Origin of the sequence: Peptoniphilus sp. SGI.035, from assembly GCF_050315115.1 — a bacterium.
Classification (GTDB): domain Bacteria; phylum Bacillota; class Clostridia; order Tissierellales; family Peptoniphilaceae; genus Peptoniphilus_A.
In genome coordinates this window covers 1-23890 of record NZ_JBNPOJ010000003.1, presented here as the reverse complement: position 1 = coordinate 23890, position 23890 = coordinate 1, and the positions used below count along the sequence as shown (strand labels likewise).

26 protein-coding genes, 1 tRNA gene and 1 other RNA gene are annotated in these 23890 nt (G+C 32.3%); 22 read left to right on the top strand and 6 right to left on the bottom strand.

Going from position 1 to position 23890, the window contains the following annotated elements:
• Window position 1: 1 nt before the first annotated feature.
• Complete coding sequence (locus tag ACQRC6_RS02315; RefSeq protein WP_427847554.1) at window positions 2-628, bottom strand: 50S ribosomal protein L25; 627 nt, start codon at window positions 626-628, stop codon at window positions 2-4.
• 15 nt (window positions 629-643) lie between these two features.
• Window positions 644-1705 (bottom strand): tRNA 2-thiouridine(34) synthase MnmA, encoded by a 1062-nt coding sequence (mnmA, locus tag ACQRC6_RS02310; RefSeq protein ID WP_427847553.1) that lies wholly within the window; start codon window positions 1703-1705, stop codon window positions 644-646.
• Window positions 1706-2016: 311 nt separating this feature from the next.
• Here mnmA and ACQRC6_RS02305 point away from each other — a divergent pair, with 311 nt between their 5' ends.
• From ACQRC6_RS02305 to ACQRC6_RS02295, 3 genes are all read left to right on the top strand, one after another.
• On the top strand, window positions 2017-2283 hold the full coding sequence (locus ACQRC6_RS02305; protein WP_427847552.1) for a Veg family protein: 267 nt from the start codon (window positions 2017-2019) through the stop codon (window positions 2281-2283).
• 159 nt (window positions 2284-2442) lie between these two features.
• The gene (gene ispE, locus ACQRC6_RS02300) at window positions 2443-3288 is read left to right on the top strand and encodes a 4-(cytidine 5'-diphospho)-2-C-methyl-D-erythritol kinase (RefSeq protein ID WP_427847551.1); all 846 of its coding nucleotides are present in this window, start codon (window positions 2443-2445) and stop codon (window positions 3286-3288) included.
• A complete protein-coding gene (locus tag ACQRC6_RS02295) occupies window positions 3266-4009 on the top strand; it encodes a hypothetical protein (RefSeq protein ID WP_427847550.1) in 744 nt (247 codons plus the stop codon). Before ispE ends, ACQRC6_RS02295 begins: the two co-directional genes overlap by 23 nt.
• A 7-nt stretch (window positions 4010-4016) precedes the next feature.
• Here ACQRC6_RS02295 and ffs read toward each other — a convergent pair.
• Together ffs and ACQRC6_RS02285 are read right to left on the bottom strand one after the other, a co-directional pair.
• An RNA gene (ffs, locus tag ACQRC6_RS02290) (signal recognition particle sRNA large type) lies at window positions 4017-4281 on the bottom strand.
• A gap of 3 nt (window positions 4282-4284) precedes the next feature.
• Window positions 4285-4374: transfer RNA gene (locus ACQRC6_RS02285), tRNA-Ser, on the bottom strand.
• A 56-nt stretch (window positions 4375-4430) separates the two neighbouring features.
• On the opposite strand from ACQRC6_RS02285, the gene ACQRC6_RS02280 reads away from it, so the two are divergent.
• The 10 genes from ACQRC6_RS02280 to ACQRC6_RS02235 all read left to right on the top strand — a co-directional run bounded on the left by ACQRC6_RS02280 (window position 4431) and on the right by ACQRC6_RS02235 (window position 15611).
• A complete protein-coding gene (locus ACQRC6_RS02280; protein WP_427847549.1) occupies window positions 4431-5417 on the top strand; it encodes a biotin--[acetyl-CoA-carboxylase] ligase in 987 nt (328 codons plus the stop codon).
• Between the two features lie 52 nt (window positions 5418-5469).
• Window positions 5470-6822, top strand: a complete 1353-nt coding sequence (locus ACQRC6_RS02275; protein WP_427847548.1) for an aminotransferase class I/II-fold pyridoxal phosphate-dependent enzyme — start codon at window positions 5470-5472, stop codon at window positions 6820-6822.
• Window positions 6819-7427 carry a dTMP kinase gene (tmk, locus tag ACQRC6_RS02270; RefSeq protein ID WP_427847547.1) on the top strand — a complete coding sequence of 203 codons (609 nt, stop codon included), beginning with the start codon at window positions 6819-6821 and terminating at the stop codon, window positions 7425-7427. Before ACQRC6_RS02275 ends, tmk begins: the two co-directional genes overlap by 4 nt.
• The gene (locus ACQRC6_RS02265) at window positions 7424-7750 is read left to right on the top strand and encodes a cyclic-di-AMP receptor (RefSeq protein ID WP_293557134.1); all 327 of its coding nucleotides are present in this window, start codon (window positions 7424-7426) and stop codon (window positions 7748-7750) included. The genes tmk and ACQRC6_RS02265 overlap by 4 nt, the downstream gene beginning before the upstream one ends.
• Window positions 7751-7758: 8 nt before the next feature.
• Window positions 7759-8043: a cyclic-di-AMP receptor gene (locus ACQRC6_RS02260; RefSeq protein ID WP_293557135.1), complete on the top strand. Its 285-nt coding sequence runs from the start codon at window positions 7759-7761 to the stop codon at window positions 8041-8043.
• A complete protein-coding gene (locus ACQRC6_RS02255; protein WP_427847546.1) occupies window positions 8043-8981 on the top strand; it encodes an ATP-binding protein in 939 nt (312 codons plus the stop codon). The genes ACQRC6_RS02260 and ACQRC6_RS02255 overlap by 1 nt, the downstream gene beginning before the upstream one ends.
• Window positions 8978-9871 carry a PSP1 domain-containing protein gene (locus ACQRC6_RS02250; protein WP_427847545.1) on the top strand — a complete coding sequence of 298 codons (894 nt, stop codon included), beginning with the start codon at window positions 8978-8980 and terminating at the stop codon, window positions 9869-9871. Before ACQRC6_RS02255 ends, ACQRC6_RS02250 begins: the two co-directional genes overlap by 4 nt.
• Before the next feature lie 131 nt (window positions 9872-10002).
• Window positions 10003-12000 carry an MFS transporter gene (locus tag ACQRC6_RS02245; RefSeq protein ID WP_427847544.1) on the top strand — a complete coding sequence of 666 codons (1998 nt, stop codon included), beginning with the start codon at window positions 10003-10005 and terminating at the stop codon, window positions 11998-12000.
• 104 nt (window positions 12001-12104) lie between these two features.
• On the top strand, window positions 12105-12584 hold the full coding sequence (locus tag ACQRC6_RS02240; RefSeq protein ID WP_427847543.1) for a ferritin: 480 nt from the start codon (window positions 12105-12107) through the stop codon (window positions 12582-12584).
• A gap of 441 nt (window positions 12585-13025) precedes the next feature.
• On the top strand, window positions 13026-15611 hold the full coding sequence (locus ACQRC6_RS02235) for an S-layer homology domain-containing protein (protein ID WP_427847542.1): 2586 nt from the start codon (window positions 13026-13028) through the stop codon (window positions 15609-15611).
• Between the two features lie 153 nt (window positions 15612-15764).
• Here ACQRC6_RS02235 and ACQRC6_RS02230 read toward each other — a convergent pair whose 3' ends face one another.
• On the bottom strand, window positions 15765-16013 hold the full coding sequence (locus ACQRC6_RS02230; protein WP_427847541.1) for a type II toxin-antitoxin system RelB/DinJ family antitoxin: 249 nt from the start codon (window positions 16011-16013) through the stop codon (window positions 15765-15767).
• Between the two features lie 216 nt (window positions 16014-16229).
• Here ACQRC6_RS02230 and ACQRC6_RS02225 point away from each other — a divergent pair, with 216 nt between their 5' ends.
• The 5 genes from ACQRC6_RS02225 to ACQRC6_RS02205 all read left to right on the top strand — a co-directional run bounded on the left by ACQRC6_RS02225 (window position 16230) and on the right by ACQRC6_RS02205 (window position 18028).
• Window positions 16230-16814 carry a sigma-70 family RNA polymerase sigma factor gene (locus tag ACQRC6_RS02225; RefSeq protein WP_427847540.1) on the top strand — a complete coding sequence of 195 codons (585 nt, stop codon included), beginning with the start codon at window positions 16230-16232 and terminating at the stop codon, window positions 16812-16814.
• Window positions 16815-16858: 44 nt separating this feature from the next.
• The gene (locus tag ACQRC6_RS02220) at window positions 16859-17335 is read left to right on the top strand and encodes a peptidoglycan recognition protein family protein (RefSeq protein WP_427847539.1); all 477 of its coding nucleotides are present in this window, start codon (window positions 16859-16861) and stop codon (window positions 17333-17335) included.
• Window positions 17336-17407: 72 nt separating this feature from the next.
• Complete coding sequence (locus ACQRC6_RS02215; protein WP_427847538.1) at window positions 17408-17632, top strand: hypothetical protein; 225 nt, start codon at window positions 17408-17410, stop codon at window positions 17630-17632.
• Window positions 17633-17663: 31 nt separating this feature from the next.
• On the top strand, window positions 17664-17879 hold the full coding sequence (locus tag ACQRC6_RS02210) for a DUF2922 domain-containing protein (RefSeq protein ID WP_427847537.1): 216 nt from the start codon (window positions 17664-17666) through the stop codon (window positions 17877-17879).
• A 2-nt stretch (window positions 17880-17881) separates the two neighbouring features.
• On the top strand, window positions 17882-18028 hold the full coding sequence (locus ACQRC6_RS02205) for a YvrJ family protein (protein ID WP_427847536.1): 147 nt from the start codon (window positions 17882-17884) through the stop codon (window positions 18026-18028).
• 95 nt (window positions 18029-18123) lie between these two features.
• Here ACQRC6_RS02205 and ACQRC6_RS02200 read toward each other — a convergent pair whose 3' ends face one another.
• Window positions 18124-19026: a DUF2207 family protein gene (locus tag ACQRC6_RS02200; RefSeq protein WP_427847535.1), complete on the bottom strand. Its 903-nt coding sequence runs from the start codon at window positions 19024-19026 to the stop codon at window positions 18124-18126.
• A gap of 68 nt (window positions 19027-19094) precedes the next feature.
• On the opposite strand from ACQRC6_RS02200, the gene trxB reads away from it, so the two are divergent.
• The 4 genes from trxB to hydF form a co-directional block, all read left to right on the top strand.
• The gene (gene trxB / locus ACQRC6_RS02195) at window positions 19095-20048 is read left to right on the top strand and encodes a thioredoxin-disulfide reductase (RefSeq protein WP_427847534.1); all 954 of its coding nucleotides are present in this window, start codon (window positions 19095-19097) and stop codon (window positions 20046-20048) included.
• 190 nt (window positions 20049-20238) lie between these two features.
• Complete coding sequence (gene hydE, locus ACQRC6_RS02190) at window positions 20239-21279, top strand: [FeFe] hydrogenase H-cluster radical SAM maturase HydE (protein ID WP_427847533.1); 1041 nt, start codon at window positions 20239-20241, stop codon at window positions 21277-21279.
• 18 nt (window positions 21280-21297) lie between these two features.
• The gene (gene hydG, locus ACQRC6_RS02185; protein WP_427847532.1) at window positions 21298-22719 is read left to right on the top strand and encodes a [FeFe] hydrogenase H-cluster radical SAM maturase HydG; all 1422 of its coding nucleotides are present in this window, start codon (window positions 21298-21300) and stop codon (window positions 22717-22719) included.
• Window positions 22719-23890, top strand: a 1172-nt coding sequence (hydF, locus tag ACQRC6_RS02180) for a [FeFe] hydrogenase H-cluster maturation GTPase HydF (protein ID WP_427847531.1), incomplete at its 3' end; no start/stop codon positions are given. The genes hydG and hydF, both read left to right, overlap by 1 nt.

Sequence of the window (23890 nt, the reverse complement as noted above, 5' to 3'; positions counted from 1 at the left end):
ATTATTCAGCTTTTTCTTCAGTTTCAGCAACAGTAGGAACTTCTACAGAAACTTCTTCTCCTTCTTCAGGTTCTTTTTCTTCTGTTGGTTCAACAAGAGTTGCAACAGTTTCTTCAGCGTCGATGTCGATTTTAATATTTTCATCGCCATATATGTCAAGGTCAGCAACAGTTTTAACATCGCCAATTTGCATTTCAACAACATTTACAACAGCTTCAGAAGGAAGGTATTTTGGAAGACAAGTTACTTGTACTTCGTTTAATACTTGGATTAATGAAGATGGTTGAACTTTAACTTCATCTCTACCTTCAAGAACAACAGGAACTTCAACAGTAAGTTCAGTGTTCATATCAACTTCAAATAGGTCAAAGTGAACCATTGCATTTTTAATGTGGTGCATTTGAACTTCTTTGAAAAGAACAGAAGTAGTTTCTCCGTCAACTTCGATTTCAAAAATATTTGAATATCCTTCTTCAGAATAAGCTTTAAGTAAATCTTTTTCAAGACCAGATACTAATTTTGCTTCCTCTCCCTTTGAATAAAGAACTCCAGGAATTTCACCCTTAGCTCTAAGTTTATCAACTTTGTTTTTGCCCTTTGCATCTCTTTTGTTTAAAACTAATTTCATATATACCTCCAAAATTTATTTTATAATACCTGAACCAAGACATACATCGCCTTGATAAAAAACACATACTTGACCAGGTGTAACACCCTTAAGTGATTTTTTCAGTTTAACAACATATTTACCATTATTATTTTCAAGAGTCGCATCTTCATCGCTTGCCCTATATCTTATTTTAACAGATAAATCAATGGGAAGAGAAGGAATTTCTGTAATCCAAAAAATATCTTCAATTTCAAATTCATCCTTATAGAGAGCTGGATTATTAATTCCCTGTGCGACAATTAAAAGATTATTTTTCAAATCTTTGTCGGCAACGAAGAAGGGTTCACCACTTCCAACGCCACCTATGCCAATTCCACGTCTTTGACCAATTGTGTAGTGCATAAGACCAGAATGTTCTCCAATTACATTGCCCTTTTCGTCCACAATTTTGCCAGGCTTAGTAAAAAGAAATTGGTCTAAAAATTCATTAAAATCTCTTTCGCCAATAAAACAAATTCCAGTAGAATCCTTTTTTGAAGCAGTAGAGAGATTATATTTTTTAGCAATGTGCCTTACCTCATCCTTGGTTAAATCGCCAACGGGGAAGAGAGTCTTTGCAAGTGCATCAGACCTAACCCTTGACAAAAAATAAGACTGATCCTTATTAGGATCGACTCCCTTTAAAAGATAAGTTTTACCATTGACATTTTTTGTCCTAGCATAATGACCCATTGCAATATAATCAGCATCAAAATCCATTGCATAGTCGAGGAATGCCTTGAACTTAATCTCAGTATTGCACATTACATCTGGATTGGGAGTTCTGCCCTTTTTGTATTCGCTAAGGAAGTAAGAAAAAACTCTATCTCTATATTCTTTTTCAAAATTGACAGTAAAGTATTTTATGTCAAGTTGTGAACAGACAGAAACTACATCAATGTAATCTTCTCTTGCCGTACACATTCCGTCATCTTCAGCCCAGTTTCTCATAAAAACAGCTGTAACATCATAGCCAGCTTCTTTTAAGAGAATTGCAGACACAGACGAATCCACGCCGCCACTCATTCCGAGAATGACTTTTTTGTTTTTTTGCATCAATACCTCCAATCCACTTAATAACAATACATAATTATACAATAGTTGACTTGAAAAATCTAGACTTATTTAACAAAATACAAGTTCTTAAGGCTTTTTGAGTAAAAAATAAAAAATTTTTTGTGGAATAATATTTGGATAAAAAATATTAGGGCAAAGATAAAACTTTGTGAAAAATATTTGAAAATTAGGGTAAAATTTTATTGACAAAAAAAACTATATGGAGTAGAATTATAGATTTATTTGACAGAATTAAATTTTTATAGTATAATAATCTAGTATTAAAAGTCTTTGGAAGGAATGAGTGTCAAATGAATCAAATGCAATTAATCAAGAAAGAACTTGAAAATCATATTGGAAAGAAAGTTATTGTAAGTGCCAATAAGGGCAGAAAAAAAATTGTTACTCGCAAGGGTGTTTTAAAGGCAATTTATCCAAGTCTTTTTGTACTTGAAGTTTTTAACGGAGAAGAACTTGTAACTGCAAGTTACACATATTCTGACGTACTTACATCAACTGTAAAAGTTACAGTTTTAGACGAAGATGTAAGTTATAAAGACGCAAAGATGATTTCATAAAATATTAGCTGCTTAGGCAGCTTATTTTTTTGCCTAAATTTATGGGAAAATTTTAAAGGAAGATTAAATTTTATAATAAAATCTAAATAAAGCAAAAAGCCTTAATATACATTGATGCAAAAAAATAAATTATGAATTATAATTAATTTGAGGTGTATTATGATTAAAAAGAATGCCTATGCAAAGTTAAATTTATCACTAGACATAATTGGCAAAAGGGAAAATGGATACCACGACATAAAAACTCTAATGGTAATGACAGATCTTTACGATGAGATGAGTTTTTCAAAAAGCAATAAAGTAGAAATATTAACTGATTTTAACTTTGATATAAAAGACAATTTAATTTACAAAGCTTACGAAACCTTAAAAAGTAAAGTTGGATATGACATCCCCTTTAAAATTGAGATAAATAAAAAAATTCCAATCGCAGCAGGGCTTGCTGGCGGCACATCCAATGGTGCAGCTACTTTTTACGCCTTAAACGAATTATATGACTTAAATTTTTCTAAAGATGAGCTAATAGAGATGTCAAAAAGTCTTGGAGCAGATTTTACATATATGATGACTGGTGGAACAAAAATTGCCAGCGGCATTGGTGATATTTTAGAAGATATAAGACCAATATATCTTGAAAATATATTAATCATAAATCCAGGTTATGGCATTTCAACAAAGGACGCCTACAACAAAATAAAGATAGATGATGAGCGAATTGATTTTCACAAAATTTTAGATGCAATTTATAAATTAGACATTGATAAACTAAATTTTCTTCTAAGAAATAAAATGGAAGATGTAGTTTTTAATATGCACAGAGATTTATTGGAGATTAAAAATAAATTAATTGAATTTAACTCTGCGGCACTAATGAGTGGAAGCGGTGCTACCATCTTTGGAATATTTGAAGACAAAAAATCTTTAGAAGAGGCATATTTTTATTTTAGTAAAATTTACAGATATACATATAAAGTGAGAGTAGGTGAAGGCTTTGGCAGTTTTTGACACAGGACCTGGCATTGTAGGTCTATACCAAGAACATCGCGACTTTTTAAATTATTATATTGACGACAAGTTTGAATACTATGGGCTTTACAAAAGGGACGCTGTAAATGAGAGAATTGAATATATAAAAAAATTTTTTAAAAAGGACAAAAAGGTTTATGTCATGGATTTTGACGCCATAAATTATTTTAAAGATTTTAAAAATGCAGAATTTGGAGAAAAATCTCTAAAAAATAAATTTATCGACAGAAAAATCTTATGCCTTTCATCAAAACTTACTTCAGAAGAAAAAACTTTAGATAATTTCACGAAGTCTTATGTAAAGTACCTAAATGTACCCCTCCTTATAAATGCCTCAAATGATGGGATAGCAGATGAAATTGTAAAAAAAATTTGTGGAGAATATTTTCAAGATTTTGATTTTACTGACTACGATTTAATTTTTTTGGCGTCAAGTGGACTTCATCTGAAGAAGGATTTTTTCAAAAAATATTTTAATGGAATAGAAGTTTTTTCAAATACAGATGCTATTTTAGAGGATTATGAATATAAAAAGGAAAATTACATAAGAGATTATTTTTATGTAACAAATTCAAAGAGAGAATTTTATTCAAGAAGTGAAAAATATTTGAGAGAAAAAAATGTTTTAAAGGATGGAGAAATCTTAAATGTATCAAAACTAAAAAGGAAAATAAAAAAAGTCCCAAATAAATGGGACTAATATGTAGCCATGCACCCTATGTCGAAAGTTAACCTCATCCGTTACCCATACAGTTAGCTCAAATTAGGCGACCCTTGCGGCACACAAAAGATCTTACTTAGTGCTGCTTCGATCAAGATCTGACACGGTTCATAAGTTTCTGTTGCGCAGGACCCAATCATCAACACCACTTATATGGGGCAGGCGATAAAATTAAAATCCTAGATAGGGAATTCGGCCCTGCTGTAGCGAATTGCAGGTACAGGACATCGCTAATTTCCCGCTTAGCATGGCGATGGCGGAGAGAGGGGGATTCGAACCCCCGATACATTTTCATGTATACTCGCTTTCCAGGCGGGCTCCTTCAGCCACTCGGACATCTCTCCATAACCTAGAAAGTTATTTTACAGTAGATTTATAAAAATGTCAAGAAGGTGATATATTGAAAACTAAGGATATTGTATTAAGAGAATTAGAAAAAAACAGAGCAAATTATATTTCTGGTCAAGAATTGGCAGAAAAATTAAATATTTCAAGGACAGCAATTTGGAAGGCAATAAATAATTTAAAGAAAAGTGGATTTCAAATTGAATCCCAAACGAAACTTGGCTACAAACTTTTAGAAACAGATGACAAATTATCTGAAGAAGGAATAAGAAAGGGACTTCGTGAAGAATTAAAGGACATAGACATAATTGTATTTGACGAAATTGATTCAACTAACACCGAAGCAAAGCGAAGATTATATTCCAGCGATGTCAAGGATTTTACTGTAATTGTATCAGATATGCAAAAGGGAGGTCGTGGAAGGACGGGCAAAACTTTTGAATCGCCAAAGGGAAGTGGAATTTACTTTAGCATAATTTTACATCCAAAGGAATTTTTTGATTTTTCCTTCTTTGATTTAATTACAGTTAAAGCAGCAGTTTCCGCTCTTCAAGGGATAAAAGAATCTACGGACAAAGAACCTCAAATAAAATGGGTCAATGATTTATTTTTGAAGGGAAAAAAGATTTGTGGCATTTTATCAGAACTCGATGCAGATTTTGAATCAAGAAGCGTCAAATCAGTAATTGTTGGAATAGGAATAAATGTAAACAAACCAAAGGACAATAGTTTCAAAGATTTAAAGGACATTGCAGGCTACATCGAAACTGATGCCATAAGAAATGAAATTTTATCTAGCATCTTAAACGCCTTTTATGAAAATAATTATAAAAAGAAAGACGAAGAAGTCATAGATTATTACAAAAAACATTCACTAGTAATTGGAAAAGAACTATCCTTTGAATTAAATGGCAAAAAATATTCCGCAAGGGGAATCGACATAAACGAAAAGGGAAATTTAATAGTAGACACTGGAGAAGAAAAAATTACCCTTTCAAGTGGCGAAGTTTCCATTAAAGGAGATTTTTATAAAAAGGGCTAACTTTTAAATGATTAAAAATTATAGTATAATTAAGGAAAGTTGAGGAGAAAAGATGAAAAGCCCTTTAAAAAATGAAATCGACAAAATTAAAGATGCAATCTCTTTTGGCATGCCAGGCCACAAGGGCAAGGACTTTTTTGACTTGAACATAAAAAGTGATTTGACAGAGATATTATACACAGATAATCTCCTAAATCCAAAGGGAGCAATAAGGGACTTGCACTTAGAGATAAAAAAATTATTTGGCTCAAAAGAATCCTTTATGACGACAAATGGTTCTACTGGAGCACTTCACATTGCAATTTCTATGGCTACATCTCCTGGAGATAAAATTTTAATACAGAGAAATGCACATAAGTCCATTTACAACGCCCTTATTTTAAATGATTTAGACCCAATTTACTTAAATACAATTTACGACGAAAAGCGTGCCATGTATTTTGGAATAGACCAAGAAGAACTAAGGGATAAAATCAAAAAAAATAATATCAAAGCTTGCGTCCTTGTAAGTCCAAATTATTTTGGCGGAATTTTAAAATTAAAAGAAATAATAAAAATTTTGCACGACAATAATATCGCAGTGATTGTAGACGAAGCCCATGGAGCACATTTATACTTTTCAGACTTAAAAAAATATTCTGCAATAGATGCAGGCGCTGACTTAGTTGTAAATTCAACGCACAAGATGATACCTTCGCTTACACAGACTGCACTAATTCACAGAGGGACAGATAGATTTTCTCACGATGAACTTTTAAAATTTATAAATATTTATAACAGCACTTCGCCATCCTATTTATTTATGCTTTCCATTGAAGCAGGATTAAAATACATGGACGAAGTTGGAAGAATTGAACTAAAAAATAGAATAGAAGATATTAAAAATCTAAAAAGAGAAATAAATTATAATTTAGATCTAAGCCACGACTCTATAATAGCATTAGACCCAATGAAATTTTTATTTAGAATTGGAAATATGAGCGGCGAAGAAATCCTAAAAGACTTTTTAAAAAACAAAAACATTAGACTTGAAATGGGCGATTTATACTACGCCCTTGCCCTAATTTCTCCAATAAATTCTAAAGGTGAAATAGAAAAATTAAGAGATGCAATTTTAAGTTACGATAACAATGACTTTAAAGAGATTTTGCCACTAAAATTTGAAATTCCAAAGAGAAAAATGATGCCAAGGGAAGCATTTTTAGCGAGAGGCGAATACCTTTCATATAAAGAGGCAAAGGGCAGAATTTCTAAAGAGATAATAGCAGCCTATCCACCAGGAGTACCATTAGTGAGTTTTGGCGAGGTCATTGACCCTAAAATTATAGAAAGTATAGACAGATATTTAAACGAAGGAATTGAAATAATAGGACTTCACGAAGATAAAATTGAGGTAGTTAAATGAGCACATTTATTACATTTGAAGGGCCAGACGGGTCTGGAAAATCAACAATTTGCAATTTAATTTATGAAGAACTTTTAAAGAACAAAGTAAAAACAATAAAGACTAGAGAACCAGGCGGCACTAGAATTTCTGAAAAAATAAGAGAAATTATTTTAGACAAAGATTTAAGTGAAATGGACATGAGGACAGAGGCACTTTTATATTCTGCATCACGAGCCCAACACACTTACGAAAAAATAATTCCCGCCTTAAAAAGCGGAATTACAGTTCTCTGCGAAAGATATGTCCTTTCATCCCTAGCCTATCAAGGATACGCAAGGGGACAAAAACTAGAAGACATTTTAAGCATAAATAATTTTGCAACGGGAAGGATAAAACCCGACATTGTATTTATATTTAGAAGTAGGGGAGTAACTCTTCACAGAAAAGACAAATCCTGCTATGACAGATTAGAGAGAGAACCCGACGAATTTCATAAAAAAGTTCGCGACTACTACAACAATTTAGAAAAAGAGGACAATTATTATTTTATAGATGTAAATAAAAGTATAGAAGAAGTTTTTTGCGACTGCATGAAAGTTCTAAAAGAGAGGATGGTTGTGTGAAACTTGTAATCGCAATAGTTCAAGATGAAGATAGCGAAAATTTAATAAAAACTCTTAACAAGAATAATTTTAAAGTTACAAAAGTAAGTTCCACTGGCGGATTTTTAAAATCTGGGAATGTTACAATTATTTCAGGGATTGACGACGAAGACAAGGATAAGTTTATGAAAATTTTAGAAGAAAATTCAAAGACAAGAGAAGTAAAAAGAACTATCCAACCAATTAATATTCCAGGTCAAGCTATGATTCCAGTGCCAATAAGCGTAAAAGTTGGTGGAGCGACAATTTTTGTAGTCGATGTATTTGATTTTAAAAAGTTTTAGGTGATATTATGAAAATGATTATAGCAATAGTGCAAGAGAAATACACAGATGCACTAATAGATAAATTTTTAGACGAAGACATATATGTTACAAGACTAAGTTCAACAGGCGGTTTCTTCAAATCGGGCAATACCACACTTTTGTTAGGTTGTGAAGAAAGTGAACTCGATAGGATTTACGCAATTTTTAAAGAGCTAACTGAACCCGAAGACATTCACATTAAAGAAGGGGACTTCAAAGTTTCTGGAGCCACAATATTTGTAGTTGACTTGGAAGATTCAAAGAGAATTTAATGTTTTTAGAAAACTCAGAAATAATAAATAGCTTAGAAAGAGATTTACAAAACAAATCTTATAGCCACGCATATCTTTTTTGCGGCTCAAAGGGAATAGGAAAGTTTTCTCATGCGAAAAATTTTGCAAGAGCAATATTAAAGGACAATAGCGAAGCCCTTAGATTTTTTAGCGGAATAAAAGAATATGAAGACTCCGACCTTTTTATAGTAAAGGGCAAAAGCATAATAAAAAAAGAAGAAATTGAAGAAATAATCGAAAATTCTTTCTCAAAACCCTATAACAGTAGCCACAAAATTGTAATCATAGACGATTTTGACAAAGTTACAGTAGAAGGACAAAATACACTTTTAAAAACCTTGGAAGAACCTGAGGATTATTTGATTTTAATATTAATATCAAGCACCATAAAAAAAATTCTTCCCACAATCATATCAAGGTGTAGGATTTTAAAATTTGCTGATGTTACAAGAGATAGAATAGAAGACTTTTTAATTAAAAAAAATATTACAGAAAAAAATGCAAAACTTTTTTCACGACTTTCCAATGGGAGTGTGAGCCTTGCCCTTAGATATTACGAAGATCCTGAACTTCTGTCAAAGAGAGAAGATGTAATAAAATTAATTGACAAAATTATAAGGAAGACAGAATTTATTTTTGACGAGATAAATTTTTTCAAGGACAATAAAGAAGATTTTGAAAATATTTTGAACTTTATGCTCACATGGTATATGGACTTAATATATATAAAAAATGGCAGAGAAGAAAAAATTGCAAACATAGACAAAATAGATTTATTAAAATTAGAAGACGTCAGTGTATCGCAAGTAATAAAATCCTATGACGCAATTATAAAGGCACTTGAGCGTCAAGAGAAGAATATAAATTTTGACTTAAATGTAGAAACACTTTTAATTGAATTAGGGGGAATTAGATGATAGAAATAGCTGGAATTAGATTTAAAAGAACTGGCAAAATCTATTATTTTGATCCCATTGATATAGATTTAAAAATTGGCGATTATGTAATAGTAGAAACTGTGCGTGGACTCGAATTTGGCGCAGTAAAACTTTTAAAAAAAGTAGAAGAAGAAAGCATTAAGGGCGAACTTAAACCAGTAATACGAGTTGCAAATCAAGAAGATAAAAATATCAATGTGGAAAATAGAAATAAAGCAAAAGAAGCAATTATAATATGTGAACAAAAGGTAGCAGAACATGGACTCGATATGAAATTAATTTCCTGCGAATACACCTTTGACCGCTCAAAATTATTGTTTTACTTCACATCAGAGGGCAGAGTGGACTTTAGAGAATTAGTAAGAGATCTCGCCTCAATTTTTAAAACTAGAATTGAACTTAGACAAATTGGAGTTCGTGACCAAGCAAAATTCGTCGGTGGACTTGGATGTTGTGGCAGACCAACTTGTTGCTCCACATTTTTAAGCGAATTTTCGCCAGTTTCAATAAAAATGGCAAAGGACCAAAATTTAAGTTTGAACCCTACCAAAATTTCTGGAATTTGCGGCAGGCTTATGTGTTGCCTAAAATACGAACAAGAAGGTTACGAATGTATTAACAAGAAAATGCCAAGAGCAGGCGAAATTGTAAAGACAAGTAGAGGCAAGGCGACAGTAGTTTCCACTTACACAATACAAGAACTTGTGAAAGTTATGTATGAATTTGAAGACGAAAAAGAAACAACCTATTTAGAACTCGATGAAATAAAACGAACTCGCGAGTTTAACAAAACTTTTATAAATGAATCAGTATCACTTAATGTAGAAGAATACGACGAAAGTGAACTTGTAGAATTAGAGAGGGATTAAGGATAAGCGATGCTTATCCTATTATTATGAAAATAAATAATTTTTTAATAAAGATATCAAACAAAATAAATAATTTTTTCAAAAAACATTTTGGAAGAGCAAGAGGGTTTAGACTTATAGTCATTGCTATAATGTCTTTATTTTCAGCTATGTTTTTCTATTACTACATAGAAGACTTTAACATACCAAAGGCACTAGCCTTTATAATATTTGCTTCTTTATTTTTTGTTTTTTACAATTTAGCGGAATTTTTACTTAAAATTATATTTATCCTATTAAAAAGAATTAGGACGAAAAATCTTGCTTTATATGCAATATTAATTTGGGGGATAAAATATTTTTACGACCAATGTCTATACTATGTGGACCTAGAACACTTTGAAATAATATTTATTGCAGTAGCTTTTTTAGTGATCCTTGCTTTTTCAAAGTCCCTAATTAGTTTTACAAAAAATAAAAAGAAAAAAGCACTATTATTTTTAATGCCAAGCATGATTATAATCCTTGCATCACTTTATTTTATGTTTTTCCCAGGATTTGACAGCAGAGAAGTCTATGAATTAAATGGCGAAAAAAATAAAATTGCATCAAAACCAGCAAAATATAAAGTTGAAGTAATAGATTACGAGGGAAACCCCGTAAATTTGCGTGATTACGTAAATTATAGCGGCAACACAAAAAAAGTTAGAGATAAGTTATTTGGAAAAACTTTAAAAGAAACAGAAGTTAAGGGCAGAATTTACGCACCAAAAAATTTGGCGAGAGCGCCACTTTTATTTGTAGTCCATGGCAATCACAGATTTACAACTAAAAATTATTTAGGCTACGATTATCTGGGACATTACCTCGCAGAGAGGGGCATTGCAGTAGTATCTGTGGACCAAAATATGTTAAATGGATTTTTTAAGTTTGGACTTTCCAACGAAAATGACGCAAGAGCAGTCCTCTTACTTGAAAACATAAAAAATATTTTATGGAGAAATAAAACAAAAGATAGCCTGCTATACAATAGATTTGACCCACAAAACATCGCACTACTTGGACATTCTCGTGGCGGAGAAGCGGCAGCAATCGCCTACAACTTTAACCAACTAAATTTTCATCCCGACGATGGAAATATTTCTCACAAATATAACTTTAACATCAAGGGTATAATCACAGTTTCTCCAACTTACGACCAATACGAACCATCAGACAAGAGCATAGTTTTAAAAGACGTAGATTATCTTACAATTGGCGGCAGCGACGATGCTGACGTAGATGGCTTCGAAGGGATGTTGCTCTACGACAATGTATTTTTTTCGGGAGAAAAGGACAACTTTAAATCGGCAATATATCTCGGCTATGCAAATCATGGCAACTTTAATTCACTTTGGGGCGACAGCGACATAGACCCTGCGGAAGGATTTTTCTTAAATGGAAAAGAACTTTTAGACGGAGATGACCAAAGAGAAATTCTTTCTATATACACTCTAAATTTTTTAGAAAACGCCTTTGAAAAAAGTTACAACAGAGAAATCTTTAGAGAAGGTTCAAAAGATTACGGCGACTTGCCAAAGACAAATTACTACAATAGATATATGGATTCAACCTTTATGAAAATCGCAGACTTTGAAGAAGACTATGACTTGACAACCACATCGATAAAGGGCGGGATAATAAATTTTGACAACTTAAATGACATTTATGAAGACAGCCACGAATATGGCGAAAGCTATTCCAACACCACAGCAGTTTTCTTAGATAGCAAAGAAAAATCAAGTTATGGGATGAGATTTACAGAAAAAATACCAACTGGAAAATTTTTGCAATTTGACATAGAAAATTTAAACTATATAGACAATTCAGATTCAGTAGATATAGAAATTCAAGACACTTGGGGCAATGCCGCTTCGCTAAACTTATCAAAATATAAAAACTTGACGCCAATGACAAAATCTTTTATCTACAAAACAGATTATCTCACAGGTGATTATGTAGATAGATACAGCCCCCAAACAGTTTTAATCCCAATGGAAGACTTTAAAAAGAAAAATGACAAGTTAAATATAGAAGAAATAAATAAAATAGAATTTCAAATCAAAGACAACACAAAAATATCAATAGACAACTTGGGAATTTCCAATTAGTTGTTTCAAAAGGAAAAATGAGGGTAACATAAAAGTATGAGTAAAGATGCTTTAAATATAAGCATAGCAAAAGTTACAAAAATAAAATCATGGGAGGTTTTATTATGGGAAAACTAATAAAAAAAATAAACGAACAATATAACTTTGAAATATCCTCAGGATATATTTACTATTCAATGGCAAACTATATGAAAGACAAGGGCATGGACGGATTTGCTCACTTCTTCAACAAACAAGCAGAAGAAGAATTTACACACGCAGAAAAATTGAGACAATTCTTATTTGAAATAGGCTCAAGACCAGAACTTGAAGGAATAGAAAAACCACAAGTAGAATTTGGAAACTTCACAGAAACATTTAAAGCAGCTTATGAACATGAACAAGAAGTAACAAGAAGAATAAACGAACTTGTAGACCTATCACTAGAAGAAAAGGACCGCAGAGTAACATCACTTCTACAATGGTATATTGACGAACAAGTTGAAGAAGAAGATAACTTCAGAGGAATAATCGAAAGACTAGAAAGAATAGATGAAAATTGGGCAGGACTATATATCTTTGACGGAGAACTTGCCAAGAGATAATTTAAAATCAAAAAAGGTACCTTAGGGTATCTTTTTTTATGAAATGCAAAATAAAATAAAAAATAAAAGAAGAAAATATTAAAAAAACGGGCAAAATGCACCACGACAAAAAATGAATTGCAAAAAAACAGCCCTTTTGTTATAATTTTACTTACGGTCGCAAGACCCTTTTCTATTAGCACTAAAAATAACTAAAGCAAAATCAATATTACATAAATATTTCAAAAAAATATCACGCACTTGATTTATGTAATGGAATTGTAATTTTACAAAGGAAATTTCTAGTGTATAATAGAAACATAAGAGGAACATGACAATTTAATAAAGTCGGAATAAGGCGATATTTATTTGTCACCTCTAAGTCGAGATTGTTCAGTCTCGGCGACAAAAGTTTGAGACTTTTGTAGAATCTACAAAATTTTTAAGGAGGTCGAAAGACAAATGAACAAAAAAATTATTTCTCTAGTACTAGCACTAGTAATGGTACTAGGAACATTCACAAGTGTCTTCGCCGCTGAAACAACAACAAAGCCAGAAGCTAAAAAAGCTGAAGCTGGAGAAAAAGTTGAAAAAGTAGTTGGAAAAGATAATAAAATCCAATACATTATCGACAAAAAACTTGTTGAAGGCTACGAAGATGGAACTTACGGACTTGATAAAAATATCAAGAGATCCGAAATCACAAGATTACTTGTACTAGCTAATGGTAATGAAGAATTATCTAAACAACTACAAGGATCAATGAAAATCTACTCTGACGTAGATGCTAAGCACTGGGCAAACGGAGTTATCACAGTTGGAACTACTGTACCATCTGATGCTAACGGAATTGCAATGCTAGCTGGATATCCTGACGGATCATTCAAACCTGAAAACGACGTAACTTATGCTGAATTAGCTAAAATGTTAGTAGTTCTTGCTAAAAAAGACCTAACAGCTGACATGGTTAAAAATGCTAAATGGGCATCTTCTTGGATGACTTGGGCAGCTGAACTTGGAATTCTTGACGATGTAACAATCGCTGATTCTAACAAAGCAGCTAATAGAGCAGATGCATTCACAATGGTTTACAATGCTCTATACAAAATGCAAGAATTCAAGAGAGTACCTGCTAACGAAACTAGAGGTATTATCTCTAATTTAACTAAAGACGTTCTTCAACTTAACCAAGATTCTAAAATGGAATACAAGGTTACTGGAGATACAGTATTTGTAACTGGTAATGATGCAAATAGACAACAAATTCAAAAATTAAGCTCACTTAACCTAAAAGCTACTGATTTCTATTTAGGTTCTCTAGTAAGAATTCTTACTAATGACAAAAACGAAGTAACTCACATTATTGAACTTGGTAACCCAGCAGAACTTGCTAGAAACAATGCTCCAGCATCAGTTTCATATAATAACACTGTATGGAGAGGTGTTGCTGATAACACTGTAGAAACAAGATGGTTTGACGCTAAGGGTGCTAAAAATCCTTCTAATGACAAACAAGTTGTATTAGACAATGAAGCTTATGCTACTATTGGTTTCAAAAACGAAAGCAGAGTAGATGCTAACAAGATTACTTTCCACAATGTTAAAACTAAGAATAATGCAAACACTGTTACACTAAAAATTAACGATAAAACTGAATTCTATGTAGCTAACCCTGGTAATAATATCATGAAGAAAGTTGCTAATGTAAATGAAGCACTTGCACTTCTTGGATATAAAAACTACGATAACTACAGAATCGTTGATGTATACGCTGGATTTGATACTGATGGACTTGACAGAAACTGGAAAGCTATCAAATATGATGATGCTGACAGAAACACTGCAAAAGTTGTAGTATTTAACCTTGTAAATAAATCATTTAAAGGTGAAAAATACAGAGTACTTGAAACTTCTGGTTCTAACTTTATAACAACTATTGAAAAAACAGACGGTACAATAATTGATAGAAACAATGTAAATGATACTTCAAGATTCCCATTAGAATATGGCGATAAATTTGATGTTATCGAACTTGATGATGTAAGAGCAGGATCTTTCTACAAGACTCTAATTGACCACTCTTCAAAAGATTTCCCAATCGTTAAGATTATAGAAGTTGACTCTGATAAGAAATTCATCAGAATTGAAGATATAAATGGTGCAAGAACAACTCTTGATATTAGAGATGCTGACATTTTCTCTGCTAAGAGATATGGTAAACTTGAAGTTGGCAATGCTATCCAATTTAAAGTAGAAAACAAAAACAGCAATGTTGCTGAAATTATTTCACTTCTTGGTGATGTAAAACCTAGAGATTCTATCGTAGGAATTCTTCCAGTAGCTGATAAATCTCAAAGAGTTGGAAAATTAGAAAGCGTTAAGACAGTAGGCAATGAAAAATACATGTTAGTTAGATTAGACTACAACCTATTTGACGAAGCTGACAGATATGGATATGCAACTTATGTAATTACAAATGAAGAAGCAGAAGCTCTTAAAGGTTTTGAAGGTCAAAAAATTGCTTTCAAAGTATTCGAAAGAAATTACAAAGGTGAATTCATTGCAACTGATATTAAATTAAACAATGAAGATCAACTTTTAATTGAAAAAGCTAAGAAAAATGTTGATGAAAAAGCTCTTAGAGATGAAGTAGCTAAGGCTGTTAAAGATGCTAATATAACAGCACCTAATGATGTTGCAACAGTTGAATATAATGCTGCTGATAAAACAGCTACTGTAACAATTAAGGATGATACAAAAGGTATTAAAGACATTAAGGGAACAGGAGCTATGGTTGCTTTAAAAGATTTAATAGATAACCACAATCTTGTAGCTTTCAAAATTGGGGATCAAGCTAAAATACCAACAAAAGATTTAACTACAAATGATTTAAAAACTATCGTTGCTGCTAACTTTGGTCAAGAACTAATTGCAGGAAATACTGATTTTACACTTAAAGATGCAAAGGGTAAAAAAGTAGATATTACTGTTTATCTTGAAAAAGGTGATGTTAAAACAACTGACACTTATACAGTTATTTTTAAATAATTAGTCTAAATGTTAAATAAAAGAAAAAACTCGAAGGAAACTTCGGGTTTTTCTTTTTTTACATATTTTTATTATTTAGGTAGGGTCTAATATTATTGTAACTTTATTGATATAGTCTTGGATAAAACAATGAATTGTAGTTTGCTCTTATACTCATTTTGCTAATTCCTTAAAGGCAAAATCATACTTATCCATAATTTTTTCAGAAACTTTTTCTGTGTCTATAAAATTTTTCTCTTTCTCATTTAGCGATAAATTTAAGGGCAGTCTTTGTTCTCTTATAGATTGTTTTATAAACATATTTATTGCCGAAGATGTATTTATCCCAATTTCTGCAACTAATTTGTTAAAGGACTCTTTATCTTTATCGTCAATGCTTATTGTCAAATTAACTTTGCTCATTTCATCACCTCTCAATGCAATTATACAAGTATTACACATTAATTTCAATATTTTACACATTTTATTAACATAAACCCTTTGCATTTACCTGTATTTATTTTTTTAAAAAATATTTTTATTTAAAAATAAAGAAATTTAAAAATAAGTTTAAATATATGTTTGACAAAGAAAAACAAAAGAATTATAATTACATCATAGAACAAATAGGAGGGAGCTATGATGAATGATTATAAAGATTTTAACAGAGTTTTGAGGTCTGCCCTTGTAGGCGAAGAGAGGTCAAAGGTAAAGGTATTAGATATGCTAGAGCCTCTAATTAGATCTTCTATCAAAAGTTATTGCCCAGTGTTTAGTGAGTTTGAGGATCTTTATTCTGATGGGAGGGCAGTTGTGCTTTCCTGCATTGAAGATTTTGACAACAAGAGGTCTTTTTTAAAGTATGTAAAATTATCTCTTAAATATTATTATCTCAACACTTATAAATATCTTTTGAATGTGAATAGTGATGTTCACGAGGTGGCTAAGGATGATGAGGAAGATAATTTAGATGTTTTCAATTCTATTGACGCTGGTGTGGACATTGAGGGCGACTATTTGGAGCGTGAGAGGCTTGGCATCTTGAAGAAGGCTATGGATTCTCTAACTCCAAGGCAGGAGACTGTGATTAGGCTTTTTTTCTATGAGAGGCTTGGTCTTTGTGATATTGCTAATTTTCTTGGTATTTCTAAGTGGACTGTGGTCAATCTTAAGAGGAATGCTATTAAAAATATGCGTGATTATATCTCTTGTTATTATAAGTAAGGAAGAATTTTAGTTTTCAATTACAATATTTTTAGGAGGTGTTTATGTTAATCGAGAAGCGACTTATTAAGTTTAATTTTTCTAAGAGAAGGGGCATGGTTAAGCCTATCTATATTGTGGTACACGATACTGGTAATAAAAATGCTGGTGCTGATGCAATGGCTCATTATAGATATTTTAATGGTGGCAATAGAAATGCTTCTGCTCATTATTTTGTGGACGACAAAAGGATTGTGGAGACTGTGGAGACTACTAATGTTTCGTGGCACTGTGGCGACGGTCATGGCAAGTATGGCATTACTAATACTAATTCCATTGGTGTGGAAATTTGCGTGAATAGTGATGGCAATTATGAAAAGGCTCTTGAGAATGCTCGCATTGTCATTAGGTTCCTCATGAATTTTTATGGTATTCCCATGAATCATGTCGTGCGACATTTTGATGCTTCCCACAAGATTTGTCCTCGTTCTATGAGTGATAATAATTGGAAAAAGTGGTGGGAGTTTAAGGAAAGTTTGTAGTTTAAAATTTTTTTATTTTGTCATAGCAACTTTTGACTATTTTTTCTATATATATAGTAGGAGGTGAAAATAATGGCAGTTAAGGTTGGCGAAAAGAAAGCAATGTTAAAGACTGTTAATACTAACACTAATGCTGATGGCAGCATGAAGAAGAGAAGTATCACTGTTAGAAATATTAATACTGAAGCTACTAATGATGTTCTTTATAACTTGTCTAAGGGTATTGGCTCTTTAGTAGATGGTACATTTGCTTCTGCTTCTAAGATTACTGAAGAAGTTTTTAATGAGGAAGTTTAATTTTTTGATTTATTAAGAAAGGAGAATTTTTATGAAAAGTACAATGACACTTAGAATTGCCTTTGCTGATGAGGGTGGCAATCCTTACAATATTTCTGTTTTAAATCCTAGGGAAAGGGTTACAAAAGAGGATGTAAAGAATGTTGGAGATATTATTACTAATAATAATCTCATCAATGGCAAGCAAGGTTTTGTGAAAACTTTTAATGGCGCTTCTATAATTACTAGAACTGAAAAGGAACTTTAATTATGGAAGATCTTTTGACTAGTATTTCAAATATTGGGTTTCCCATTGCTATTTCTTGTTATCTCTTAGTGAGGTTGGAGAAAAAGATGGAGGAACTAAAGGAAGTTATTGTGAAGTTAAGTAATGCTATTGAAAAGTTTAGCAAGTAGGTCTTGCTTATTAATTTAATTAAATTATTTGATTAAATTTTTTACATAGGCGAAAGCCTTATTTTTTTGTGCAAAATTAAGGCTTTCTATTTTATTTAATTTCTAACTAATAGGTGGTCGCCAACTAGTGCTGTCTTAAAGGTTTTGTAAAAGTTAGGGTCAAAAAATATTGGGCAGTAGTCTTTGGTATTTGTTTTTTCTATAAAGTTTTCATAAATTATTTTTATATTTTCTTTTTTTAGTCCAAAGCATAGGGCGAGGAGAAATTCTTCTTCTGTATCTCCATTGCAATTTAGCAGTTTCTTTTCTACTTTTTCTAGTTCTCTAAATTTTTTATTGCCTAGTTCAGTCATTTTGGAGAAGCTTATTATTAATGTTGCGTAAAAAAATAGGGATAGAATTATGCTTGCTATTCCAAAAAAGTTTTCGTTATACACTGTGATTACGCCAAAGAAAAATAATAGGGAGAAGATTACAAAGGAAAGGAGAATTTTAAAGGTTTTCTTTTCTCTTGTAAAAAGTTTTTTTGCCACCATTTCATCTTCTAAAAAGCTCAAGAAGTCGTTAAATTTTTTGTTGTAATCATCGGGTTCTTTTCTTCTAAGTTTGTCCAGAGTTCTCGTTGAAACTTCGCCCTCGCCAAAGGATAAAAGTATGTCAAAAAGTTTTTTTTCTGCGGAATCTAGGGCAGGGAAGTTTACATTTTTTAGTTTAAATTCTACTTTTTCTTCTCCTTTTTTATTTTTATAAAAATTTTTTTCGATTTCTAAATTGCCACTTCCGCAAGCTTTTACTATCATTGCGATAATTGTGTTGTAAATAAAATTAGGTCCTTTGTATAGGTAGCCCTTCTCGTAAAACTCAAGGTCCATGTTTTTATTTTTTGGCATTTCATTTTTTCTCTTCATGAGGAGATAACTCATAATAAAGGACAAAAGTATTAGTAAAATATTTATTGTCAAAAAGTATGTATTTGATAAATTTATTTTAAAATCCATGTGATCACCTATTTCTATTATATACAAAAAAATTATTTTGGGTATAATAAATCTAACGGAGGGATATAATGTACGATATTATTATAATTGGCGGAGGCCCAGCAGGTTTATCTGCAGGTCTTTATGCAGCGAGAAGTAAAAAGAAAACTTTAATTATAGAAAAGGGAATCGAAGGCGGTCAAATAGCTGAAACTACTAATGTGGAAAATTATCCGGGCATCGATTCTATTACTGGTGTTGAACTTGGAAAGAGAATGGCTGACCAAGCTAAAAAGTTTGGTGCAAAAATTGTCATGGACGAGGTTGTAGACATTGAACTAGAAGGCGAAGTTAAAAAGATTAAGGGTTACATCGACACTTATGAGGCAAAGGCAATTATTATTGCCACAGGTGCTTCTCCACGAGAAATTGGTGCGCCTGGCGAAAAAGAATACAAGGGACGTGGCGTAAGCTATTGTTCTACTTGTGATGCTGCTTTTTATGAAGATGAAACTGTCTATGTAGTTGGTGGAGGGGACTCTGCTATTCAAGAGGCACTTTTTATTACTAATTTTGCAAAAAAAGTTTACATCATTCACAGAAGGGATGAGCTTAGAGCGACAAAGGCTCTTCAAGAAAAGGCTTTTAATAATGAAAAAATTGATTTTATTTGGAATTCAACTGTTAAGGAAATAAGGGGCGACAAAATTGTCACTGAAATGATTTTAAAGGACACTAAAACTGGCGAAGAAAGGTCAATTAAATCTGATGAACCCTTTGGAATTTTTGTATTCATAGGATATATTCCTAAGACTGAAATGTTTAAGGGAAAGGTTGAAATAACTGAGGATGGCTACATCAAGACTGACGACGAGATGAGGACAAATGTTAGAGGAGTTTTTGCAGCAGGCGACATTAGAAAGAAAAGTGTCCGTCAAGTTATAAATGCTGCGGGCGACGGTGCAGTTGCAGCTATGAATGCACAAAAATACATTGACGAAGAAGAAGGAAACTTATACGAAGGTTTTAAAGAAAGTGAATAAAATAAAAAAACATTGGTTGAAGTCAATCAATGTTTTTTAATGCCATGCTTTGCAATTTTTATTTTTTTATTTCAAAATTTTTTTATAATGCATTAAAAAAATGTAATTTAATAAATTTGTGCTATTTACTTGATATTAATTTTATAAGTATTATAATAGATTGTGAACTTTTTAACCAAGATAGGATATTATGGAAAAAATACAAGAAATTTGCAAAAACTTTTATAAAACTAAAAATATTTCCTTTGATGATTTTTCTTTTTTGATGAATTTAAAGGATGAAGATGCAGAAGAGCTTTACGCCTTTGCGAGAAATTTGGCAGTAAAAAACTTTGGCAGGGAAATCTACATAAGAGGTCTAATAGAGATAAGCACTTATTGCAAAAATAATTGCTTTTATTGTGGTCTTAGAAATGCAAATAAAAATGCTACGAGAATTAGATTGTCCAAGGAAGAAATTTTAAATTTGGCACAGCATTCTGTTTCTCTTGGCATTAAGACCATTGTCATGCAAGGTGGCGAGGATGATTTTTATACTCTTAGCTATCTAAAGAAAATTATTGGAGAAATCAAGGAAAGGTTTGGAGATGTTGCAATTACTCTTTCCCTTGGAGAGAGAGATTTTTGCGATTTTGAAGAACTCAAGGACATGGGTGCTGATAGGTATCTTCTTCGTCACGAAACTTTTTCTAAAAGTCATTATGAAAAGCTGCATCCAAAGTCCATGAGTTTTGAAAATAGGATTAGCTCTATTTTTAAATTAAAGGAACTGGGATTTCAAACGGGTTGTGGAATGATGATTGGTTCGCCCTTTCAAATTTTAGAAAATTTATATGACGACTTAAATTTTATTTTAAAGTTAAAACCTCAAATGGTTGGTATTGGGCCTTTCATACCACAGCAGGACACTCCCTTTAGAAATTATGAAAGGGGAAAGCTTTCCGATGTTTTAAAAATGCTCGCTATTATTAGAATTTCAGATGAAAAATTGCTTTTGCCAGCGACTACTGCTCTTGGAAGCATTGATGATTTTGGCAGAGAAAAGGGAATACTAGCAGGGGCAAATGTCTTGATGCCAAATGTAGGGGCAGAAAAGCTCAGAAAAAATTATAAACTTTATGACAATAAAATTGGGACACAAGTTGAAAACTCTGATGATTTTAAAGGTTTAGAGGATAAATTAAAGAGGATTGGTTATAGGATCTCTTCTTCAAGGGGAGATTATAGGTAGAAAAGAAAGAAGGCAGAAATGTATAAGGTAGATTCAAGAGTTGCAGAAGAATTTATTAATCACGATGAGATTATGGACACTATTGCTTTTGCTGAAGAAAATAAAAACAATAGAGAGGTGCTTGAAAAAATTCTAGAGAAGGCAAAAAAGGAAAAGGGGTTAAGTCATAGAGAGGCGGCTGTCCTTCTTCTAAGTGAAGATGATGCTATACAAGATGAAATTTATAAATTGGCAAAGAAAATAAAGGAAGACCATTATGGCAATAGAATTGTACTTTTTGCGCCACTTTATCTTTCAAATTATTGCATAAATGGTTGCACTTATTGTCCCTACCACTCAAAAAATAAAAACATTAGAAGAAAAAAATTAACTCAAGAAGAGATAAAAAAAGAAGTAATTGCTCTTCAAGACATGGGACACAAAAGACTTGCCATTGAACTTGGAGAAGACCCTGTGAACAATCCCATAGAATATGTTTTAGATTCTATAAAAACTATTTATTCTATTAAGCATAAAAATGGTCAAATAAGAAGAGTCAATGTCAATATTGCAGCGACTACTGTGGAAAATTATAAGAAGCTTAAGGATGCTGGAATTGGAACTTATATTTTGTTCCAAGAAACTTACAACAAAAAATCCTACGAAGAGCTGCACCCAACGGGACCTAAACACAATTACGATTATCATACTGAGGCAATGGATAGAGCTATGGAAGCTGGCATAGACGATGTTGGCATGGGAGTTTTATTTGGGCTTGAAACTTATAAATATGAACTCGTGGGACTTTTAATGCATGCGGAACATTTGGAAGCGACTTTTGGAGTGGGACCTCATACTATTTCTGTGCCGAGGATACAACCAGCTGACGACATTGACCCTCATGAGTTTAAAAATCAACTTTCCGATGATATTTTTGAAAAAATAGTTGCACTTATAAGGGTTTCCGTTCCCTACACTGGAATGATTATATCTACAAGAGAGTCAAAAAGGGTAAGGGAGCGTGTGCTTCAACTAGGGGTAAGTCAAATCTCTGGCGGTTCAAAAACTTCTGTTGGTGGTTATGTTGAAGAGGAAAAAGAAGAGGATAATTCACAACAGTTTGATGTTTCCGACAATAGAACTTTGGAGGAGGTTATAGACTGGTTAATTGAACTTGGTTACATTCCAAGTTTTTGTACAGCTTGTTATAGAGCGGGAAGGACTGGCGACAGATTTATGAAACTTTGCAAGTCAGGTCAAATTTTAAATTGTTGTCAACCTAATGCTCTTATGACTTTAAAGGAATATATGCTAGATTACGGAAATGAAAGGACTAAAGGGCTTAGCGAGAAGTTAATCGAGGAAGAGCTTAAAAAAATTCCCAATGAAGTTGTGAAGAAAAGGGCGACAGAATACATCAATGAAATGGAAACTGTGGGAAAGAGAGATTTTAGATTTTAATGGAGCTTAACAAAACTAATTCGGGAAATAGAATTCACATTGGTTTTTTTGGGAAAGTAAATGCGGGGAAGAGTTCTGTAATAAATGCCTTTGCAAATAGAGATATATCTATTGTGTCAAATAAAGAGGGAACTACAACTGATCCTGTGTACAAATCTATGGAAATAAAATCTTTAGGGCCTTGCCTTTTAATGGACACAGCTGGCATAACTGATACAACAGAGCTTGGAGAAAAAAGGCTAAAGAGGACTGAAGAGGTAATTTTAAAGACTGATATAGCAGTTGTGGTAGTGGCTGATACCGATAATTCAAGGGAAAAAGAGCTGATAAAAAAATTTAAGGACATGCCCGTTATTATATTGATAAATAAAATTGATATTTTGCGTGAGGGTGAAATTAAAAAAATTAGAGAAAATTTTAGGGATTTTCCCGTGGTGGAAGTTTCTGCAACTGCGAAAATTGGCTTTGATATATTTTTAGAAGAACTTTTAAAATTCAAACCCAAAAAAGAAGAAAAACTTTTTGATGGAAGGGTGAAGGAAAAAGATTTAGTCTTACTTGTAATTCCTCAGGATATTGCAGCACCAAAAAATAGATTGATTTTGCCACAAGTGCAATCAATTCGTGAACTTTTGGACAGAAATGCGATTGTAATGATGGTAAAGCTAGAGGAACTTTCCGATGTACTTTTAATTTTAAATAAAAAGCCGGACTTAATCATTGCAGATTCTTCGGTTTTCTTGGAAGTTTATGAAAAGAAACCGGAAGATGTAAAACTCACTTCATTTTCAGTTTTATTTGCAAAGTTGAAGGGCGACATCGAGGAGTATTTAAGGGGAGTAGAGGCTCTTAAATCTTTAGATGAAAATTCAAAGATTTTAATCGCCGAATGTTGCACTCATGCTCCAGCAGAAGAAGACATTGGAAGGATAAAAATACCAAATATGATTCGCAAAAAGGTTGGAGAAAATTTAAAAGTTGACGTAAGTAGTGGATCGGCTTTTCCTGAAAATATTTCAGATTATGATTTGATTATTCAGTGTGGCGGCTGTATGTTAAATGCAAAAAATATAAGAAATAGGATAAAAAGTGCAAAAGAAAAAAGTATCCCCATTACAAATTATGGCATTGCCATTGCATATTTTAAGGGGATACTCGATAAAATAGATTA

Coding starts and splice junctions, on each gene's coding strand:
- ACQRC6_RS02315 (WP_427847554.1), bottom strand. CDS start 628: ATGAAATTAGTTTTAAACAAAAGAGATGCAAAGGGCAAAAACAAAGTT.
- mnmA (WP_427847553.1), bottom strand. CDS start 1,705: ATGCAAAAAAACAAAAAAGTCATTCTCGGAATGAGTGGCGGCGTGGAT.
- ACQRC6_RS02305 (WP_427847552.1), top strand. CDS start 2,017: ATGAATCAAATGCAATTAATCAAGAAAGAACTTGAAAATCATATTGGA.
- ispE (WP_427847551.1), top strand. CDS start 2,443: ATGATTAAAAAGAATGCCTATGCAAAGTTAAATTTATCACTAGACATA.
- ACQRC6_RS02275 (WP_427847548.1), top strand. CDS start 5,470: ATGAAAAGCCCTTTAAAAAATGAAATCGACAAAATTAAAGATGCAATC.
- tmk (WP_427847547.1), top strand. CDS start 6,819: ATGAGCACATTTATTACATTTGAAGGGCCAGACGGGTCTGGAAAATCA.
- ACQRC6_RS02260 (WP_293557135.1), top strand. CDS start 7,759: ATGAAAATGATTATAGCAATAGTGCAAGAGAAATACACAGATGCACTA.
- ACQRC6_RS02255 (WP_427847546.1), top strand. CDS start 8,043: ATGTTTTTAGAAAACTCAGAAATAATAAATAGCTTAGAAAGAGATTTA.
- ACQRC6_RS02250 (WP_427847545.1), top strand. CDS start 8,978: ATGATAGAAATAGCTGGAATTAGATTTAAAAGAACTGGCAAAATCTAT.
- ACQRC6_RS02245 (WP_427847544.1), top strand. CDS start 10,003: ATGTCTTTATTTTCAGCTATGTTTTTCTATTACTACATAGAAGACTTT.
- ACQRC6_RS02240 (WP_427847543.1), top strand. CDS start 12,105: ATGGGAAAACTAATAAAAAAAATAAACGAACAATATAACTTTGAAATA.
- ACQRC6_RS02235 (WP_427847542.1), top strand. CDS start 13,026: ATGAACAAAAAAATTATTTCTCTAGTACTAGCACTAGTAATGGTACTA.
- ACQRC6_RS02230 (WP_427847541.1), bottom strand. CDS start 16,013: ATGAGCAAAGTTAATTTGACAATAAGCATTGACGATAAAGATAAAGAG.
- ACQRC6_RS02225 (WP_427847540.1), top strand. CDS start 16,230: ATGATGAATGATTATAAAGATTTTAACAGAGTTTTGAGGTCTGCCCTT.
- ACQRC6_RS02220 (WP_427847539.1), top strand. CDS start 16,859: ATGTTAATCGAGAAGCGACTTATTAAGTTTAATTTTTCTAAGAGAAGG.
- ACQRC6_RS02215 (WP_427847538.1), top strand. CDS start 17,408: ATGGCAGTTAAGGTTGGCGAAAAGAAAGCAATGTTAAAGACTGTTAAT.
- ACQRC6_RS02210 (WP_427847537.1), top strand. CDS start 17,664: ATGAAAAGTACAATGACACTTAGAATTGCCTTTGCTGATGAGGGTGGC.
- ACQRC6_RS02205 (WP_427847536.1), top strand. CDS start 17,882: ATGGAAGATCTTTTGACTAGTATTTCAAATATTGGGTTTCCCATTGCT.
- ACQRC6_RS02200 (WP_427847535.1), bottom strand. CDS start 19,026: ATGGATTTTAAAATAAATTTATCAAATACATACTTTTTGACAATAAAT.
- trxB (WP_427847534.1), top strand. CDS start 19,095: ATGTACGATATTATTATAATTGGCGGAGGCCCAGCAGGTTTATCTGCA.
- hydE (WP_427847533.1), top strand. CDS start 20,239: ATGGAAAAAATACAAGAAATTTGCAAAAACTTTTATAAAACTAAAAAT.
- hydG (WP_427847532.1), top strand. CDS start 21,298: ATGTATAAGGTAGATTCAAGAGTTGCAGAAGAATTTATTAATCACGAT.